Genomic DNA, 18189 nt, shown 5'->3' with positions numbered 1-18189 from the left:
TTAATGTTTAGCTTCAAATTCTTTCATACAAGCTACAAGAGCCTCGCAACCTTCAATGGTCTGAGCATTGTAGCATGATGCACGGAAACCTCCTACAGAACGGTGTCCCTTCACACCTACCATACCCTTAGATACAGCGAAGTCAAGGAATTCTTTCTCCAGTTCTTTGTACTCGTCGTTCATTACGAAACAGATATTCATCAGCGAGCGATCCTCTGTTGCTGCAGTTCCACGGAACAACTTGTTGCGGTCGATTTCTCCGTAAACGATTTCTGCGCGCTTCTGAGCCAGCTTATCCATTACCTCTACGCCGCCGTTTTTCTTAATCCAACGGAGAGTTTCAAGAGCAGAATAGATGGGGACCACAGGAGGAGTGTTAAACATAGACCCCTTTTCTACGTGTGTACGATAGTCAAGCATGGTAGGAATCTCACGAGGAGCTTTACCCAATTTCTCGTCTTTCACGATTACAATTGTTACACCAGCCATAGCCAGATTTTTCTGTGCTCCAGCGTAGATTGCATCATACTTCTTAACGTCAATAGGACGGCTGAAAATATCAGAAGACATGTCTGCAATTAAAGGTACATTTACATCCAGATCCTTACGCATCTCAGTACCATAGATGGTATTGTTGGTTGTAATATGGAGATAATCAACATCAGCGGGCACAGTCCAATCCTTTGGAATGAAAGTATAGTTGGCATCTGCTGAAGAAGCCACCTCTACTACTTCGCCAAACAATTTTGCTTCCTTCATGGCTTTCTTTGCCCAAACACCTGTGTTCAAATAAGCAGCCTTCTTAATAAGGAAGTTGTATGGAATCATACAAAACTCCAGCGAAGCACCACCGCCGAGGAAAATCACAGAATAGCCCTCTGGAACTTGCAGCAGCTCCTTGACAAGAGCCACAGCTTCATCCACTACAGGCTGGAAATCTTTGGCACGATGGCTGATCTCCATCAGAGAGAGACCTGAACCATTGAAGTCTAAACACTGTTGAGCGGTCTTTTCAATCACCTCACGTGGGAGCATTGAGGGACCGGCGTTAAAGTTGTACTTCTTCATTTTGATTGTGAATTTGAGTTAGTATTTATTTTATTATTCTGTCACTGTTTTGTTAGACAGCGCGAAGTTACACTTTTAATTTGAATTGGACAAATTTTTGCACAAAAATCAAGCATTTTTAGTTATTTTCTTACATTTTGCCACTCAGAAGTAGCAAATTTCTATCTTACAGGCTCTATTACCGTCTTAATTCCTTTAATTTTTTCGCCTTGGGTCTGACGCAGAACCTGATTCATTTTTGCCCGACTAACCGCCACATATGTATAACGGTCATTCACATCGATCTTGCCGATTTCAGCAGCTTCAAGTCCTCCCTTCTTGCAGAGGAATCCGACAATATCCCCACGGCTCACCTTATCTTTTTTTCCTTTACCTATATATATAGTAGCCATCCGAGGCACAGGCACGTTTTTTTTCTCGTTGCTCGGGACATACGACTCTACGTTTCCTTTCACATAGTCTGGAATATGTTCTTCAGGTCCAGTAATAAAGAATGCTTTGCCTTTCGCATCCCAACGGGCAGTACGCCCCACCCGATGAACATAACCTTCTTCGCTCTCTGGCATGTGATAATGAACGATATTGGCAATATCAGGAATATCAAGTCCACGCGAGGCAAGATCCGTACTTACCAACACATTAGCCGAACCGTTAGAGAATCGGTAGAGTGCAGCCTCACGCTCCTTTTGTTCCAACCCGCCATGGAAACAACTTGTAACAAATCCGTTGTTTTTCAAGAATCCATCCACACGTTCTACACTATCACGGTAATTAAGGAATACGATGGTACTACTATCTCCAAATCCCAGCAACAATTGCCGCAACGTTTCCAACTTATCTTTGACAGGACTCTTGACTTCGTAAAGTGTTACACGGTCCGAGGTTTGTTCCTGATTATCGAGGAAAGAGAGTGTATGGGCTTTCGCCAATGAAACAAAAGCAGGGATTTCTTCGGCATCTGTTGCAGACAATAAAATGCGGCGACGCAAACCTGGTAAAGATTGAATAAGCCGTTGCATTTCATCCTGAAATCCCATCTGCAAGCATTTGTCAAACTCATCTATAATGAGCCAACGCACACCATAGCGAGAGATATTTTCCTTACCAAGATGATCGTTCAGGCGTCCAGGTGTTCCAAATACCACTTGTGGCTTAACATCCTTCAGCATCCGGTGTTCTTCCATGGCAGTACGTCCCCCATAACAACTGGCAGAACGGATTCCACATCTCATACTTCGAAGCACCTGGTCAGACTGCAGGGCCAATTCTCGGCCAGGCACCACGACCAAGGCCTGCACGTCTTCCGATGAGCTATCGATCATCTGAACCAAAGGCAGAAGATATGCTAATGTCTTACCCGAACCTGTGGGCGAGAGCACTACCACATCATTTTTCTCGTGAAGGATAACTTCCCCCACCTGCTTTTGCATTTCGTTAGCCTCTTCGATATGCAATTCCCGGAATATCTTCTGAATGTCCATCTTGAGCATAAATCAAAACAGGCGTGCCACAACAAGACACGCCCATTTTAATCAGTTTATTATTTCTTATCTTCTTTCTTGTCAGCCTTTTTAAACGTTGACTTATAATGCTTATTCAAACCGTTTATCACGTCTTGCGTAATATCATAACGTTTTGCTGCGTACAGGATATTGTCACCCTGCTTGGTCAGAATAATATCGTATTTCTTATCCTTGTTGTAAGCGGCAAGGAAATGCTGCAAACTGTCACGAAGACCGTCATTATAGGTTTGGGTCTCGTTGGCCAGTTCGTTTTCCAGGCGAGCCTGCAACTGTTGCAAGTCATTCTGTTGACGCTGAATGGCCAACTGCTGGCTTTCTGCCTGTTCTCGGCTTGCAAATCCATTATTGTTAAGTTTCTGCTGGAAATTGTTCATTGCATTCTGCAACTGCTGTCCCTTTTGATTAAGGGTATTGCGTGCGTTATTGCTTTTTTTCTGAAGCACAAGAGTGAAATCCTTGCAGAAATCATACTGTGTCATCAGAGAATCAACCTCAACGTAGGCGATTTTAATTCCTGACTCACTACCATTAGCTTCATTTGCAGGCTGCTCATCCATCTTTGGTGCAGCGTTATTACAAGAAGCGAGTGCAACAATGGCAGCAAAGGCCATTGTGCTGAAAACGTACTTTTTCATTGTTTTTTTCTATTTTTATTTTATTATTTTTCTATTCGCTCAGAAACTGCAAACCGACTTTTCCGACGCATTTCGCGATCTTGATCCATGACACAATGGATTCCCCGATCTTTCATGGCCTTACTGTCGTGAATATGTTGCGACTCAAAGCGGCCATTTTTCCGAAATATCAACTTCACACATAAAAAAGTGACGCTGATAGCAATTATTAACGCTGTCGATAGCAATATTTCAATCATTTTTCTTACTTTTGTCGCTGCAAAGTTAAACAAATAATTCTGAAATCCACAATAATAAACATTAATAATGAATAAAAGTGAGTTAAAACCTGCTGTTGTCTTCGAACAATTCGCGAAGATCAACGAAATTCCACGTCCATCAAAACGTGAAGAGAAAATGATTGAGTACTTGACTAACTGGGGTAAAAGCCATAGTCTGGACACTCATGTCGATGAAGTCGGCAACGTCATTATCCGCAAGGGAGCCACTCCTGGCTATGAAAACCGCAAGACGGTCGTACTGCAAAGCCACATGGACATGGTTTGCGATAAACTTGTCGATGTAGAGTTTGATTTCGACAAAGACCCCATCAAGACCTATATTGATGGCGAATGGCTTACTGCTGAGGGCACCACTCTTGGTGCCGACGACGGTATTGGTTGCGCCATTGAACTCGCCATTTTGGAGAGCAATGATATTGAGCATGGTCCAGTGGAGTGTGTCTTTACCCGTGATGAAGAGACTGGTCTGAGCGGCGCTGTGGGTATGAAGTCCGGATTCATGACAGGCGATTATCTCATCAATCTTGACTCAGAAGATGAGGGCGAGATTTTTGTATCATGCGCAGGTGGTCGCAACACCACAGTAAAATTCACCTTCAAGCGTGAAGCAGCTCCTGAGGGCAGCTTTTTCCTCCGCGCCCAAGTCAAGGGTTTGGTAGGCGGTCACTCTGGCGACGACATCAACAAGAAGCGTGCAAACGCTATTAAACTGTTGGGACGTTTTCTCTTTGCCGAGATGATGAAATACGAAGGCATCCGTTTGGCCCAGTTCAACTCCGGCAAACTTCACAATGCCATTCCCCGCGACGGTTCTTTTGTCATTGCCGTCCCCAATGCTTTGAAGGAGAACATCCGCGCAGACTGGAATATTTTTGCCAGCGATGTAGAAGACGAATTCCACGTGACCGACCCATCTATGGAATGGTTCATGGAATCTGCCGATGCCGAGCCTGTTATTGAGGAGCAGGTTGCTCGCAATTTCATCTATGCCGTACAAGCCGTTGACAATGGTATTTTAGCCATCTGTCAAGACGAGGCTTTGGGCGGTATGGTTGAAACCTCCAGCAACTTTGCCAGCGTTGCAACATCTGAAAACGAAATCAACATCGTCACCTCTCAACGTTCAAATGTAATGTCCAATCTCGACAACATGTGCAACACCGTAAGTGCAGCCTTCATGCTGGCAGGAGCCGAAGTACATACCGGTGACGGTTATCCTGCTTGGAAGATGCGTTCAGACAGCGACCTTCAGAAAATCGTCGTTGCATCGTATGAGAAGCTCTTCGGCAAGACACCTGTTGTACGCGGCATTCATGCAGGTTTGGAGTGTGGTCTTTTCTCTGAGCGTTATCCCAACCTCGACATGGTGAGCTTCGGTCCCACCCTGCGTTTTGTCCACACCCCCGACGAGCGTCTGTACATTCCTACCGTACAGATGGTATGGGATCATCTGCTTGATATACTGAAAAACATTCCTGCCAAATGATCAAGTCATTATCCATTACAATAGTCTCACTCGTGCTGTTACTCACATCTTGTGGGCAACAGCACGAGGCTGAGGCCTTGGTGGAGGACTTCATGGATAAGAACATGAAAGATGAGGTCAGCATCAATGCCCGTCGCTTCACAGACATTGACTCTACATTTCTACTTACCAACGACGTCATCCAGAAGATGCGCAACAAGGCGGCAGATGGAGGTCAACGCTACAAGAAGGGCATAAAATATGCGGATGGCAATCCCACCCGCAAATTATTCATCACCCGTGTGAAATATTATGTTGACACATTGGAATGTTCCGACACTTATTATCTCAACGCCGACCTGACACACATTGTGGCATTCAAAGAAAACTGAACCTTGTTTTCCAGGATGCTGTTTCGGTCAAATGCGTTCCACTTGCTTCACACCTTTCACGGTGCGAAGCTTTTTTATTAGTGTTTCCAACCGTGTCGTGTCGTCCAGCATGACCACCAGACTTCCACTAAAGAGACCATCGTGTGAGTCGATATTGATACCTCTCAACACCAGTTTCTCGTCACGCGAGATGATGTTGGTGAGATTGTTCACAATACCAATATCATCGTTTCCTATCACCCGAAGTGTAATGGTGTACTGCGAGGCCCCCTTTCCGCTCCATTTAGCTTTCACGATACGATATCCGAAACGTTTGCGCATCTCTGGTGCATTGGGGCAATCCTCCCTGTGAATCTTGATACCTCCTGTGACGGTTACAAAACCAAACACCTTGTCTCCATAAATCGGTTGACAACAGCGTGCAAGCTGATAATCCACTCCTTTGAGATTTCGGTCGATAACAAGCACGTCACTTTGTATGGCATCTTGATGCAGATGAGTATTGTCCAACACGAAGTCGGCAGCAGTCTGTGCCACATTATTTCCTGTGACAGGCTGTTCTCCCTGCTGGATTTCCACATATTTATCTATGACGGAGTTGACATCAAGCAACCCATCAGCAATCTGCTTGTAAAAATCGCTAACCTCTTTGAATCCCAGTTTTTTGATGAGGTGCTGCATGGTAGAGTCTTCCAACTCCAGTTTTCTGTTTTTAAACTTTCTTTCCAGCATCTCCTTGGCAAAGAGTCCCTCTTTCACCTGGGTTTCTTTCAGCGCCAGTCTGATTTTCGATTTGGCCCTTGATGTTTTTACAATATTGAGCCACTCCTGTCTTGGTTTCTGATTCGTCGATGTGATGATTTCCACCTGGTCTCCGCTTCTCAGCTGCTGACGTATGGTCACCACCCTATTATTGATGCGTGCTCCAGTACATGCGTTTCCTATCTTAGAGTGTATGTGATAGGCGAAATCAAGAACTGTTGCCCCTTTCGGGAATTTATAGAGATCACCTTTCGGTGTAAAGACAAAGACTTCATCTTCGTAGAGATCCATTTTAAACTGGTCCATGGCCTCTACTCCGTCACTTGTCTCAAGCATCTTTCTGACATTCGTCAGCCATTCGTCGAGTCCGCTTTCCCCTTTTATTCCTTTGTATCTCCAGTGTGCCGCCACACCACGTTCCGCCACTTCATCCATGCGTTCGGTTCGAATCTGCACCTCCACCCATTTCTTTTCCGGTCCGAGCACGGTGATATGCAGACTTTCGTATCCGTTTGACTTCGGCACGCTCAGCCAGTCACGCAGTCTTTTGGGGTTTGGCTGATACATATCCGTCACTATCGAATAGACCTGCCAACAAAGCATTTTCTCCTTTTCGAGTGGTGAGTCAAGGATGACGCGTATGGCAAAGAGGTCATAAACACCCTCGAAGTCACACTGCTGTTTCTTCATTTTTTGCCAAATAGAATGTATGGATTTTGTGCGTCCTTTAATATGGAAGCTCATCCCCGCCTCTTTCAGTTTATCGCTGATAGGTTTGATGAAGTCAGCAATATACGCATCTCGTTTTTCTTTCGTTTCGTTGAGTTTTTCTCGAATATAATAATACGCATCGTGCTCAAGATATTTGAGCGACAGGTCTTCGAGTTCACTTTTGAGTTTATAGAGACCGAGTTTATGTGCGAGTGGCGCATAGAGATATATGGCCTCTTCGCTGACTTCTCGTTGCAGTTCTTTATCCTGAGCGTCCCGTATTTGCCTCATGAGGTTCACTCTGTCGGCAATCATAATCAGTATGACGCGCATATCTTCCGCAAAGGACAGTAAGAGGTTTCTGAAGTTTTCTGTTTCTATCACAGGATTCTTCAGATAGAGTTCTTTGATACGTTTCAGTCCTCGTAGAATGCGGAACACGGCAGTCCCAAACTCTTTTTCTGTTTCTTCCGGTGTGATGAGTCCACACTCCACACACGGGTTGAGCAACACAGCGAGTACCGCATCGCGTTTCAGTCCTATTTCCTCTACTATCAGTTTAGCGGTCTGAAAGGCCAGCATTACGGGATTCAATCCAAACACGTCACGTTGCAGTTCCTTCGACTCTATCAGCCATGTGATTTTTTGCCGCATTTTCTCTTCATCACCCTCTTTGAGCGATGTAGCTATTTCTTTGCGCAACAAATTGTAGAGCGTCATTGACGTATCTTTCTCTTGTGTTGTGAAATCGATTTTGTCTCCCATAAGGCTAATCCTTTCTATTTGTTAACGTTATCCTTTTAGGCCTGACAACATTCTATGTTCGTGTTGTGGCCTGTTTTTAATCGTCTCGCTGTTTCTTTTTCTTCAGTTTCAAAGCAGGAATCTTGATGGTCTGCCCCTCTTTGAGTTCAGCACTTGCATTCATTTTGTTGAACACCTCAATATAGCACACCATATCGTCGCTTCCGAGTTCACGCCGTGCTATGCGTTTTAAGTTATCTCCAGCGCGTACCTTGACTTCTCTGTCCAGTCCGGTTATTTTGTATGCTCCTGTACGCACACGGGCGTCCATCTCCGCATATTTGTCGTGCAGATTCTGACTTGTTTTCTCTTGAGGCTGTTGTTCTGAAGCTGCCTTATCTTCGTGCTTTGCCTCGGTCTTAACGGCAACCGAGTCGGCTTTCAGACTATCGTTTACCAATGTGTCTGTCACAACAGGATTAACCTTGACCGCAGAAACTGTATCAGCCATTGCTGTCTGACTTGGAATTTGTCCGACACCATATAAGTAGCCGCCTACTGCCGATGCTGCCATCAGCACCAAGACCAAGAATGCCCAACCAATATTGCGATGCCAATGCGATTCTTCTTCATCTTCTTCGTAGCATGTCTGCACAGCTGATGTATTTTCTTCCGATTCCTCATCGGCAGAAGGTACTGTAGGTTCGGGAACCTCTCGGGTTGGCTCGGGAGCAACTACGGGAGTTGGTTCAGGAGCAACTTCGGCAACTGGCTCGGGAGCAACTACTGGAGCTGGTTCAGGAGTAGGTTCGGCAACTGGCTCGGGAGCAACTACTGGAGCAGGTTCAGGAGCAACTTCGGCAACTGGCTCGGGAGCAACTACTGGAGCAGGTTCGGGAGCAGGTTCAGGCGTTTCCCCTTCACTTACAACATCAACCAAGGATTCCGATTGTTCAGAGTTATTTGTTTCGTCGGTAGTTTCTTCACTCTTCATGTCGGTAAACTCAACATCATCGTTAAGCACAACGGTTTCAAATTGCGAGAAAGGTTTGTTGACCAGTTCCTTCATCACCGCATCGGGTGTGAATGTAATTTTTGCATGACTGTCTATCAACACACGTTCACCGGTTCTGACATTGATACTCTCTCTTGCTTCTACCCGTATCATTTTGAATGTGCCGAGTCCCTTCACCTTGACAATTCCCTCTTCGTTGAGTCTGTCGTGAATCAGATCGAACATAGCCGTAGTAAACATCATGGCCTCTTTAGGTTCCAATCCGTTTTTTTCGACCAACACCTTGGCAATATTGTTGAGTGTGAGTTTATTCATAGTCTGTCTCCTTTCAGTTTTTCTTTCCAGGTTTGTGTAGGCTTGAATGTCAGCACCAGTTTAGGTGGTACAAGCATACGTACTCCCGATGCAGGATTGACCATGATGCGCTCCATTTTCTTTTTCGTTTCAAAGAGTCCGAAATTGGGCACCACCACGCTGTTGTCATCCACGAAGGCGTCGCTCATGGCAGTAACGATATTACTCACGAGTTTCTGGGTGATTCTCTGGTCGTAACCAGTGCGCTGTGACAGCATGCTGATAAATTCCTTATTGTTCATAGTCGTGTTGTTGCATATAAGTCAAATTCCTCTGCGTCGGTAATCCGAACATCATAGAACTCCCCGATTGTCAATTCTGTTTCGCTAACTGGTATCAGGACCTCCGGGTCAACCTCTGGTGAGCAGAATTCGCTTCTTGCAATATACCATTCCCCTTCTGTTCTGTCGATGATGACGCGCATGATTTTACCCACCTTTTCCGCCTCCACCTCTGCGCTAATATTCTGTTGAATGCGCATCAGTCTATCGAGTCGGTTCTGCTTCACGTCGTCTGGCACATCGTCTTTATAGTGTTTAGCCGAGTATGTTCCGTCTTCTTCGGAGTATGCAAAAGCCCCCATTCTTTCGAATCGTGCCCATTTGGTAAACTCGATGAGTTCCTGGAAGTCCTCATCTGTTTCCCCAGGGAATCCCACCATGAGTGTTGTTCTGATGTGTATTCCCGGCACTTCCTCTCTCATTTTTCTGATGAGTTCATAGGTTTGCTCCTTGCTGACGTGTCTATGCATTCTGTCGAGCATATTGTCGCTGATGTGTTGCAAAGCAATATCAAGGTAGTTGCAGACATTCTTTTTCTCTCGCATCACTTTCAGCAGTTTCCACGGGAAGTGTGCTGGATAGGCATAATGCAGTCTGATCCACTCCACGCCTTCTATGTCTGCCATTTTCTCCACGAGTTCGGCAATATGCTGCTTTCCGTCAATATCCACCCCATAGTAGGTCAACTCCTGTGCAATAACCTGAAACTCCTTCACGCCTTGTTTTACGAGATATTTCACCTCGTCGAGTATTTCCTCTATAGGTCTGCTTTTGTGTCGTCCCGTGATAATGGGAATGGCGCAGTATGCACAGTTTCTATCACATCCCTCAGCTATTTTCAGATACGCATAGTGTTTGGGAGTAGTAAGATGTCTGTGTGCCCCATCCGGCATTGACTCTTCCAGGTCAGCCAACAGTTGTTTGTAGTTGAATTTTCCATACCATCCATCCACTTCCGGTATTTCCGCCTCAAGGTCAGCCAGATATCGTTCCGAAAGACATCCCATGACAAAGAGTTTTTCGAGTCGTCCTTCCGTTTTAGCCTGTGCCATTTCGAGTATTGCGTCAATGCTTTCCTGCTTAGCATCTTCAATGAATCCACAGGTATTGATGACCACAATATCTCCTTGAGGTTGCTCACTATCGTGAGTCACCTCGTAGCCTTTGGCTTCGAAGAGTCCTATGAGGTTCTCGCTGTCAACAAGATTCTTCGAGCACCCCATGGTGATGAAATCTATGGTTTTCTTCTTTTTATTCATGCTTAAAGAGTGAATCTACGAACTGGGTTTTATTAAACAGTTGGAGGTCGGTCATACCTTCTCCGAGTCCGATATATTTCACAGGCACTTTGAGTTGGTCGCTGATACCTATTACCACTCCTCCTTTTGCTGTTCCGTCGAGTTTGGTAATGGCGAGTGACGAGATTTGAGTGACTGCCGAGAACTGCTTAGCCTGTTCGAAGGCATTTTGTCCTGTAGAACCGTCAAGCACCAGCATCACCTCGTCAGGTGCTTCAGGCATCACTTTCTTCATCACGTCTTTGATTTTCTTGAGCTCATTCATGAGACCCACTTTATTGTGTAGTCTTCCTGCGGTGTCTATCAGTACCACGTCTGCGCCATTGGCTTTAGCCGAACTGATGGTGTCGAACGCCACACTGGCAGGATCACTTCCCATCTGTTGTTTGACAACGGGCACTCCCACTCTTTCTCCCCAGATGCAGAGTTGTTCTACGGCAGCAGCGCGGAAGGTATCCGCAGCTCCCAGATACACTTTCTTGCCCGCCTGTTTGAATTGCCATGCTAGTTTTCCGATGGTAGTGGTTTTTCCCACTCCATTGACTCCCACCACGAGGATGACATAGGGTTTGTGGTCTGTTGGCAGATCCCACGAGTCGTTGTCGTCTGTATTGTTTTCAGCGAGAAGTGCAGCAATTTCTTCACGGAGTATTCCATTGAGTTCACTTGTGCTGACATATTTATCCCGAGCGACTCTTTCTTCGATTCGCTCAATGATTTTGAGTGTAGTATCCACTCCCACGTCGCTTGTGATAAGCACCTCTTCAAGGTCGTCCAACACATCGTCATCGACTTTTGATTTTCCAGCTACTGCACGTGCCAGTTTGTCGAACACGCTTGTTTTCGTTTTCTGCAGACCTTTGTCCAGTGTTTCTTTTTTGTCTTTATTAAAGAATCCAAATATTCCCATGATTTTTAATTTTTCTTTTTGCAAAGGTAGTGCAAACCGAGCGAAATACAAAGAAAAATACATTTTTTCTTTTATTTCCGAGGTGCAGCCTACCTAAGAGCGCAGCTCAAAGGTACGATTAAGCGAGCAGAATACAAAAAGAAAAAGCAATTTTCTTTTTTATTATCGAGCGAGAGTACCTAAGACCGCAGGTCATAGGTAGTGCAAACCGAGCGAAATACAAAGAAAAACACATTTTTTCTTTTATTTCCGAGGTGCAGCCTACCTAAGACCGCAGGTCAAAGGTACGATTAAGCGAGCAGAATACAAAAAGAAAAAGCAATTTTCTTTTTTATTATCGAGCGAGAGTACCTAAGACCGCAGGTCATAGGTAGTGCAAACCGAGCGAAATACAAGAAAAACATTCGATTATTGTGCGCATTTACATCAATAATCATTACCTTTGCACCCATGATATTCTATTTCTCCGGAACAGGCAACACCCGATGGGTTGCCCAACAATTGTCACAAGCCACGGGCGAGCGCTTGGTGGATATTGCCCAAGCATTAAGACAGAATGCTCTCCACTACACGTTGGAGCACGACGAGCGTTTAGGCTTTTGTTTTCCCACTCATGGATGGCAACCGCCCCACATCATGCGCAACTTTATCGAGAGAGTCGCGATCACCTGTTCTCCAAACACTTACACCTACGCCATCACCACCTGTGGCGATGACACGGGTGAGACCATGACCATCTTCAACAACGACTTACGGAAGAAGGGTTTCCATGCCTCCACCTTGTTTTCGGTCATCATGCCCGAAACCTATGTTTGCCTGCCTTTCATGTTGACCGACACACCAGCGCGCGAGCATCAGAAGATTGCCGAGGCACGCACTGTCGTGGAGCGTATTGCCGAGACCGTCAAGCGTTGCGAGACCGGTGTGGTTGAACTGGAGCGTGGTGCCACTCCCCGCCTCTATTCCTATGTGATTGGTGCGTTTTTCAACCGTTGGATGATAACCGACCGCAAATTTACTGTCGATAGTCAGTCCTGCATCCAGTGTGGTCTTTGTGCCAAGGTTTGTCCTGTGGGAGATATAGAAGGTGCACCGCCCGTGTGGTTGCACAACGGACAATGCACCTGTTGTTTGTCTTGTTACCACCATTGTCCCACGCATGCCATCAATTACGGCAGCATTACGCGGAAGCGTGGCCAGTATTATTTCAAGTCCGACCAATAACCGTGGGCTGTTCCCAGGTGGTCAATAGACCCTTGGACCGAAAATAGCAGTACCCACGCGCACCATCGTGCTTCCCTCTTCCACGGCAATAGGATAGTCGTGGCTCATGCCCCATGAGCGCTGTGTGAAGTATGGCGATTCAGCAAAATAGCGTTGCTTCACCTCATCGAAGAAGTTGTGTGCGGTACGAAATTCCTGGCGTATCTGCGCTTCGTCCTCCACATAGGAAGCCATCATCATGAGACCGCAGATGCGCACATGCGCCATATTGCGCCATTCGTCCTCTTCGAGCAGTTGGCGACAGGCATCGAGTGTCAGTCCGTATTTAGTTTCCTCTTCGGCAATATGGAGTTCGAGCAGCACGTCAATCACGCGGTTGTTTTTAGCACCCTGCTTCTCTATTTCCATGAGCAGTTTGAGCGAATCCACCGCTTCTATCATCGACACATACGGAGCGATATATTTCACCTTGTTGGTCTGCAGATGTCCGATGAAATGCCATTGTATGTCGTTGGGCAGCACCTCCACCTTCTGTCGGAGCTCCTGCTCATGGCTTTCGCCAAACACGCGCTGTCCTTCTTCGTAGGCAGCCTGGAGATACTCCACGGGATGGTACTTGCTGATAGCCACCAGACACACTCCTTCGGGCAGTCGTGAGCGCACCTCGCGAAGATGACCTTTCACATCGTAATCCATCATTCTTATGCGTTTTGCTGTTCGTATTCGGGTTTGTCGTCCACCTTTGTCTTGTTGTATTCAAACACATCCATCAGGGTTGTTTCAGCCACCGATGCGATGACGTAGTCGATCATGGTTCCGCCCATCACGGCATCTATGTTGCCCACAGCGCCTTTCAGCGTTCCAGCCTGCACCAGGTAGTTGACAGCTGTACGCTTCTCCTTTTCCGTTTTTTCGTCGATGGTGATAAACTGCAGTTTAGCCTTATACCATCTGTCAGCCATTTCCTCGTCGCTGAAGAAGATTTCCTTATATGGAGCTATTTTGATGTCTTTGATAGTAAACTCGCCACTGATGTATGAGGACATTTCCTCCATGATGCGTTTCTCAGCTTCGGTGAAACTGAGTGCATCAACGGTGTACGACTCGGTCACCTTCTTCTGAAGTCCATCTTCCATGGTTTTTTCGTATTGAATCTTACATTCAAACCAAATTGCTGTTCTGCTTCTCATTTTTTCTGATTATTATTTATATGTGTAATTGTATGAAAAATTCTATTATTTCTGCACCCCGTTGGCATTAGATCCCATGCCAATGGCAGCTTTCTTCTGATTGGTCAGCCGTTCGATGATTTCCGTAGCGATGGCGTGACTTCTGGCGGGGTCGATGGCAGCATCGGCAGCCAGCTCCTCCTGTGCTTTGAGCAGTTCTTTCACGTTTGATTCGCTCATCGCTCTGAAGTTTTTCTCCGTATTGCCCATATTCTTGCTGTTGTAGATCTTGGACAGTATGCGGTCGGCTTCCTTTTCATAGCGCTTGCGGAATATCTCTTCCGCCTTGGCATTGTATTCACGCTGGGTAGCCACAGCCTCTTCCGACATCGAGTCGGCAGGCACCACTCCGAGGTCTTCCGGTCTGAATCCATCGTCTATCAAGTCGTCGACGGCGGTATGTGGGGCTGGTTTGACAAACTCGATATTCTCCTGTTCGGGCATGAGGTCGAAATAGAGCCCTACCACGAGCAACGCCACCACGGCAGCCACAGCCAGCGTCACCAGCGACCGATAGGTTCCCCGTCTGCGGTCTATGCTGCGTAGCATGTCTTCTGGCGAGGCATAGCGGTCCTCCGGCATCTGTGCGGTGGCTTTTTTGAAAGCCTTCCGGTAAGCCAACGGCAGTTGTGCATCGGCAAAGACCGTCTCCAACAGTTTTCCTATCGAATAGATGTCGCAACGCTCGTCCACGGTTCCCCCTTCGAGCACCTCCGGTGCCACATAGTCAGCTTTTCCGTCGGCATAGAAAGCCTTCTGGTCGCTCAGCGCCTGATAGTAGGAACCACACGAGAGGAGCATGACGGCCTGATCGCCCTTTCGGAGGAATACGGTCTGTGGCGAGAAGCACACATAGTGCAGTCCGTGACTGTGCAGGAAGGCGGCAGCCTCCAGCAGTCCGCGCGTAAACTGCTCCATGAAATGGGGTTCAGCCACAATGGCAGGATGCTCATTGAGCACATGACACAAAGGCACATACTGACCAGGTTCCAAGTCGAGTCGTGTAATCTCCCCCTGTTCCACCACAGGACGGAAGTGTATGATGTGACTGTCAGCAAGTGACAGGTTGCGGTCACACTCGGCTTTCAGAGCTTCACCAAACTTGATGTTGTCGAGCATTTCTTTTCGCACATGGACCACACTGCGATACTTACCGTCGATCTGCATGCGGCAGAATTCGCCAATCGGCAGTTCTGTCTGATAGAGTCGTCCTTGTCGGCGTGTGGCCAGAAGTTCTTCGTAGTTCATCGTTGATACTTTTAGAATTATGTGGCGCAAAAGTAATCATAATTTCTGAACCGAACAACAATAGTGCTGTTTTTTTCATCCCTTTTCTCAAAAATCGATGACAGCATCAGAAGATTGGCACGCAATTTGCAAAGTGTATGTCATAGCAAACAAAACATAAGATATACTATCATGCAAAAAGGTAATATTGGGGTTACTACAGAGAACATCTTCCCCGTCATCAAAAAGTTTCTCTATAGCGATCATGAGATTTTCCTTCGTGAAATGGTGTCCAACGCTGTCGATGCCACTCAGAAGCTCAAGACACTCGCTCAGCAGGGTGAGTTCAAGGGAGAACTGGGCGACCTTGCCGTGCGTGTCAGCCTCGATACCGAGAAAGGCACTATCACCATCAGCGACCGCGGTATCGGTATGACCGAAGAGGAAATCGACAAATACATCAATCAGATTGCATTCTCTGGCGTGAACGACTTCTTGGAGAAGTACAAGGACAATGCCAACAATATCATCGGACACTTCGGACTCGGTTTCTACTCTTCGTTCATGGTGGCGAAGCGGGTGGATATCATCACCAAGAGCTACAAAGATGGCGCAAAGGCTGTCAAATGGTCATGCGACGGCAGTCCTGCCTACGAGATCGACGAGGCAGACAAGGCTGACCGCGGTTCCGACATCGTGCTCCATGTAGATGACGACTGCAAGGAATTCCTGGAGAAGAACAAGATTGAAGAATTGCTCAATAAATACTGCAAGTTCATGGCCGTGCCCGTGGTATTCGGCAAGAAACAGGAGTGGAAAGACGGTAAGATGCAGGATACCGATGAAGACCATGTCATCAACAGCGTAGAACCCCTCTGGACCAAGGCTCCCTCAACCCTCAAGGATGAGGACTACAAGTCGTTCTACCGCACCCTCTACCCCATGCACGACGAACCCCTTTTCTGGATTCACCTCAATGTGGATTACCCCTTCAACCTCACGGGTATTCTCTATTTCCCACGCATCAAGTCCAACATCGAACTGCAGCGCAACAAGATTCAGCTCTACTGCAACCAGGTGTTTGTCACCGACCAGGTGGAAGGCATCGTGCCAGAGTTTCTCACCCTGCTCCATGGCGTCATCGACTCACCCGACATTCCTCTGAACGTCAGCCGCAGCTACCTCCAGAGCGACCGCGAGGTGAAGAAGATTTCCACCTATATCACCAAGAAGGTTTCCGACCGCTTGCAAGCCATCTTCAAAGAAGACCGCAAGGGCTATGAGGAGAAATGGGACGACCTGAAACTCTTCATTAACTACGGTATGTTGAGCGACGAAAACTTCTACGACCGCGCCAAAGACTTTGCCCTGCTCAAAGATACCGAAGGCAAATACTTCACTTTCGAGGAATACAAACAACTCATCGAGAGCACTCAGAAAGACAAGGATGACACCCTCGTCTATCTCTATGCCACCGACCGCGAAGAGCAGTACAGCTACATTCAGGCAGCCAAAGACAAGGGTTACAGCGTGCTCCTGCTCGACGGACAGCTTGACGTGCCTGCCATCCAGATGCTCGAACAGAAGTTTGAGAAGAGTCGCTTCACCCGTGTCGATGCTGACATCATCGACCGCCTCATCGTGAAAGACGATGCGCCAAAAAGTACCTTGAGCGACGACGAGTCTGCCAATTTGTCATCTGTATTCCGTTCTCAGCTTCCCCATCTCGACAAGACCGAGTTTATGGTCGAAGTGCAGGCGCTCGGTGCCAATGCCCGCCCTGTCATGATCACCCAGAACGAATACATGCGTCGTATGAAGGAGATGAGCCGCTTCCAGGCTGGCATGAATTTCTATGCCCAGATGCCCGACTCGTTCAACCTCGTGCTCAACAGCGACCATCCCCTTGTGAAACGCGTACTCGACGAGTGTGGTTCATCTACTGCCGATGCCCTCAAACCCATCGAGAGCGAATTGCGCGGACAAGAGGCTCGTTTGGCTGCCCTGCGCCAGTCGCAAGAAGGCAAGAAGCCCGAAGAACTCTCACAGGAGGAGAAAGACGACAAAGCCAACACCGAGAAGGCCATCGCCGAGCAGAAAAACAAGAAGCAGCAGTTGTTTGCCGACTTTGGCAAGCAGAACGCTGTCGTACATCAGCTCATCGACCTTGCACTCCTGCAGAACGGCATGCTCAAGGGCGAAGCGCTCGACAAGTTCTTGCAGCGTAGCGTTGAGCTCATCAAATAAAGCGTTTTCATACGCTCCATGATCACAATCCCGACCCGCTCTCAACCGGTGTGGTCGGGATTTTTTTTGTTTCTTCCCGTCGGTTTTTATCTTTTTATCGACCTCGCCCCCCTACCATTGCCACCCGTTTTTGCTTTTCAAAAACTGTTATACTGTTATATTGTCACGCTTATATTGTCACACTGCGTTAACATGTCCTTGATGCGTCCCATTGGAAAATGGCAAGTCGTTTTCCCGTTTTTTCGATTAGTTTGTTGTAGCAATAAATTAGCAATATCGCACCCATTCCCACATCGTCGGTTTCTCCTTTTCAGTTCCCATGTTCCTCCCATTTTGTCCCATCGTTGTCCGCCTAATTTTGGGATTTAGTGCGGATTCACTGGTGACTTACTTAGAAGTTGCCCACGTCTGTGTGCGGACGGAATGTTCAGTGCGATGAGTGATTCTCTCTTGAACCACGGTGCCGCCTATCTTGGACGCCAGTGCAAAGGTACAAAGAAAAACAATAGGTTCACCCATTTGTCCGTCAACTTGTGACCATTTTTCCCACGGCTTGTTACATTTATCTGTGTATCAATGCGTTACAAAGCCGAAATTTGGAGTATAAATCTTGGCGGTTATTGTATATTGCTGAATATAAGGAAGATAGGTGGAGCACTATACTTTTATTGGGCTTGAACCTGTGGTAAGATCATGGGTGAGAATTAGACGCTGTAAAGAAAAGAGCCGAAAACGGTATTTTTCAGTGAAACGCAAAAATGGCGTTACAGCGTTACAATATAACAATATAACAGTTTTGAAAAACCAAAATCAAAATTTCGAG

At 46.8% G+C, this 18189-nt stretch carries 15 protein-coding genes; 4 read left to right on the top strand and 11 right to left on the bottom strand.

Annotated elements, in window-relative coordinates; genetic code table 11:
* The 3 genes from serC to CIK90_RS06585 all read right to left on the bottom strand — a co-directional run bounded on the left by serC (nucleotide 1) and on the right by CIK90_RS06585 (nucleotide 3226).
* Nucleotides 1-1068 (bottom strand): 3-phosphoserine/phosphohydroxythreonine transaminase, encoded by a 1068-nt coding sequence (gene serC / locus CIK90_RS06595; RefSeq protein WP_094436168.1) that lies wholly within the window; start codon nucleotides 1066-1068, stop codon nucleotides 1-3.
* 161 nt (nucleotides 1069-1229) lie between these two features.
* Nucleotides 1230-2549 carry a DEAD/DEAH box helicase gene (locus CIK90_RS06590; RefSeq protein WP_094436204.1) on the bottom strand — a complete coding sequence of 440 codons (1320 nt, stop codon included), beginning with the start codon at nucleotides 2547-2549 and terminating at the stop codon, nucleotides 1230-1232.
* 59 nt (nucleotides 2550-2608) lie between these two features.
* The gene (locus CIK90_RS06585) at nucleotides 2609-3226 is read right to left on the bottom strand and encodes an OmpH family outer membrane protein (protein ID WP_094389901.1); all 618 of its coding nucleotides are present in this window, start codon (nucleotides 3224-3226) and stop codon (nucleotides 2609-2611) included.
* Nucleotides 3227-3532: 306 nt separating this feature from the next.
* On the opposite strand from CIK90_RS06585, the gene CIK90_RS06575 reads away from it, so the two are divergent.
* Complete coding sequence (locus CIK90_RS06575) at nucleotides 3533-4993, top strand: aminoacyl-histidine dipeptidase (protein WP_094389899.1); 1461 nt, start codon at nucleotides 3533-3535, stop codon at nucleotides 4991-4993.
* The gene (locus CIK90_RS06570) at nucleotides 4990-5364 is read left to right on the top strand and encodes a hypothetical protein (protein ID WP_094436166.1); all 375 of its coding nucleotides are present in this window, start codon (nucleotides 4990-4992) and stop codon (nucleotides 5362-5364) included. Before CIK90_RS06575 ends, CIK90_RS06570 begins: the two co-directional genes overlap by 4 nt.
* Nucleotides 5365-5391: 27 nt before the next feature.
* On the opposite strand, the gene CIK90_RS06565 is transcribed toward CIK90_RS06570, so the two are convergent.
* The 5 genes from CIK90_RS06565 to ftsY all read right to left on the bottom strand — a co-directional run bounded on the left by CIK90_RS06565 (nucleotide 5392) and on the right by ftsY (nucleotide 11439).
* On the bottom strand, nucleotides 5392-7602 hold the full coding sequence (locus CIK90_RS06565) for a bifunctional (p)ppGpp synthetase/guanosine-3',5'-bis(diphosphate) 3'-pyrophosphohydrolase (RefSeq protein WP_094464649.1): 2211 nt from the start codon (nucleotides 7600-7602) through the stop codon (nucleotides 5392-5394).
* Nucleotides 7603-7678: 76 nt separating this feature from the next.
* Nucleotides 7679-8911 (bottom strand): HU family DNA-binding protein, encoded by a 1233-nt coding sequence (locus CIK90_RS06560; protein WP_094464648.1) that lies wholly within the window; start codon nucleotides 8909-8911, stop codon nucleotides 7679-7681.
* Nucleotides 8908-9192 carry an HU family DNA-binding protein gene (locus CIK90_RS06555; RefSeq protein ID WP_094389895.1) on the bottom strand — a complete coding sequence of 95 codons (285 nt, stop codon included), beginning with the start codon at nucleotides 9190-9192 and terminating at the stop codon, nucleotides 8908-8910. Before CIK90_RS06555 ends, CIK90_RS06560 begins: the two co-directional genes overlap by 4 nt.
* Complete coding sequence (gene rimO, locus CIK90_RS06550; protein WP_094389894.1) at nucleotides 9189-10490, bottom strand: 30S ribosomal protein S12 methylthiotransferase RimO; 1302 nt, start codon at nucleotides 10488-10490, stop codon at nucleotides 9189-9191. The genes CIK90_RS06555 and rimO overlap by 4 nt, the downstream gene beginning before the upstream one ends.
* Nucleotides 10483-11439, bottom strand: coding sequence for a signal recognition particle-docking protein FtsY (gene ftsY, locus CIK90_RS06545; RefSeq protein WP_094389893.1), 957 nt, complete (start codon nucleotides 11437-11439; stop codon nucleotides 10483-10485). Before ftsY ends, rimO begins: the two co-directional genes overlap by 8 nt.
* Before the next feature lie 450 nt (nucleotides 11440-11889).
* On the opposite strand from ftsY, the gene CIK90_RS06540 reads away from it, so the two are divergent.
* Nucleotides 11890-12663: an EFR1 family ferrodoxin gene (locus CIK90_RS06540; RefSeq protein ID WP_094389891.1), complete on the top strand. Its 774-nt coding sequence runs from the start codon at nucleotides 11890-11892 to the stop codon at nucleotides 12661-12663.
* Between the two features lie 21 nt (nucleotides 12664-12684).
* Here CIK90_RS06540 and CIK90_RS06535 read toward each other — a convergent pair whose 3' ends face one another.
* The 3 genes from CIK90_RS06535 to CIK90_RS06525 are packed head-to-tail and all read right to left on the bottom strand — an operon-like array spanning nucleotide 12685 to nucleotide 15140.
* Nucleotides 12685-13359 (bottom strand): YggS family pyridoxal phosphate-dependent enzyme, encoded by a 675-nt coding sequence (locus CIK90_RS06535; RefSeq protein WP_094464659.1) that lies wholly within the window; start codon nucleotides 13357-13359, stop codon nucleotides 12685-12687.
* A gap of 5 nt (nucleotides 13360-13364) precedes the next feature.
* Nucleotides 13365-13853 (bottom strand): DUF4494 domain-containing protein, encoded by a 489-nt coding sequence (locus tag CIK90_RS06530; protein ID WP_094436156.1) that lies wholly within the window; start codon nucleotides 13851-13853, stop codon nucleotides 13365-13367.
* A 45-nt stretch (nucleotides 13854-13898) separates the two neighbouring features.
* A complete protein-coding gene (locus tag CIK90_RS06525) occupies nucleotides 13899-15140 on the bottom strand; it encodes a hypothetical protein (RefSeq protein WP_094464647.1) in 1242 nt (413 codons plus the stop codon).
* Nucleotides 15141-15311: 171 nt separating this feature from the next.
* Here CIK90_RS06525 and htpG point away from each other — a divergent pair, with 171 nt between their 5' ends.
* Nucleotides 15312-17366, top strand: coding sequence for a molecular chaperone HtpG (htpG, locus tag CIK90_RS06520; RefSeq protein ID WP_094389888.1), 2055 nt, complete (start codon nucleotides 15312-15314; stop codon nucleotides 17364-17366).
* Nucleotides 17367-18189 lie beyond the last annotated feature (823 nt).

The sequence above is a fragment of the Prevotella sp. P5-126 genome, assembly GCF_002251185.1.
GTDB lineage: Bacteria > Bacteroidota > Bacteroidia > Bacteroidales > Bacteroidaceae > Prevotella.
Note: the sequence above shows the minus strand (reverse complement) of the source record. Positions and strands in the feature narration are given on the sequence as shown.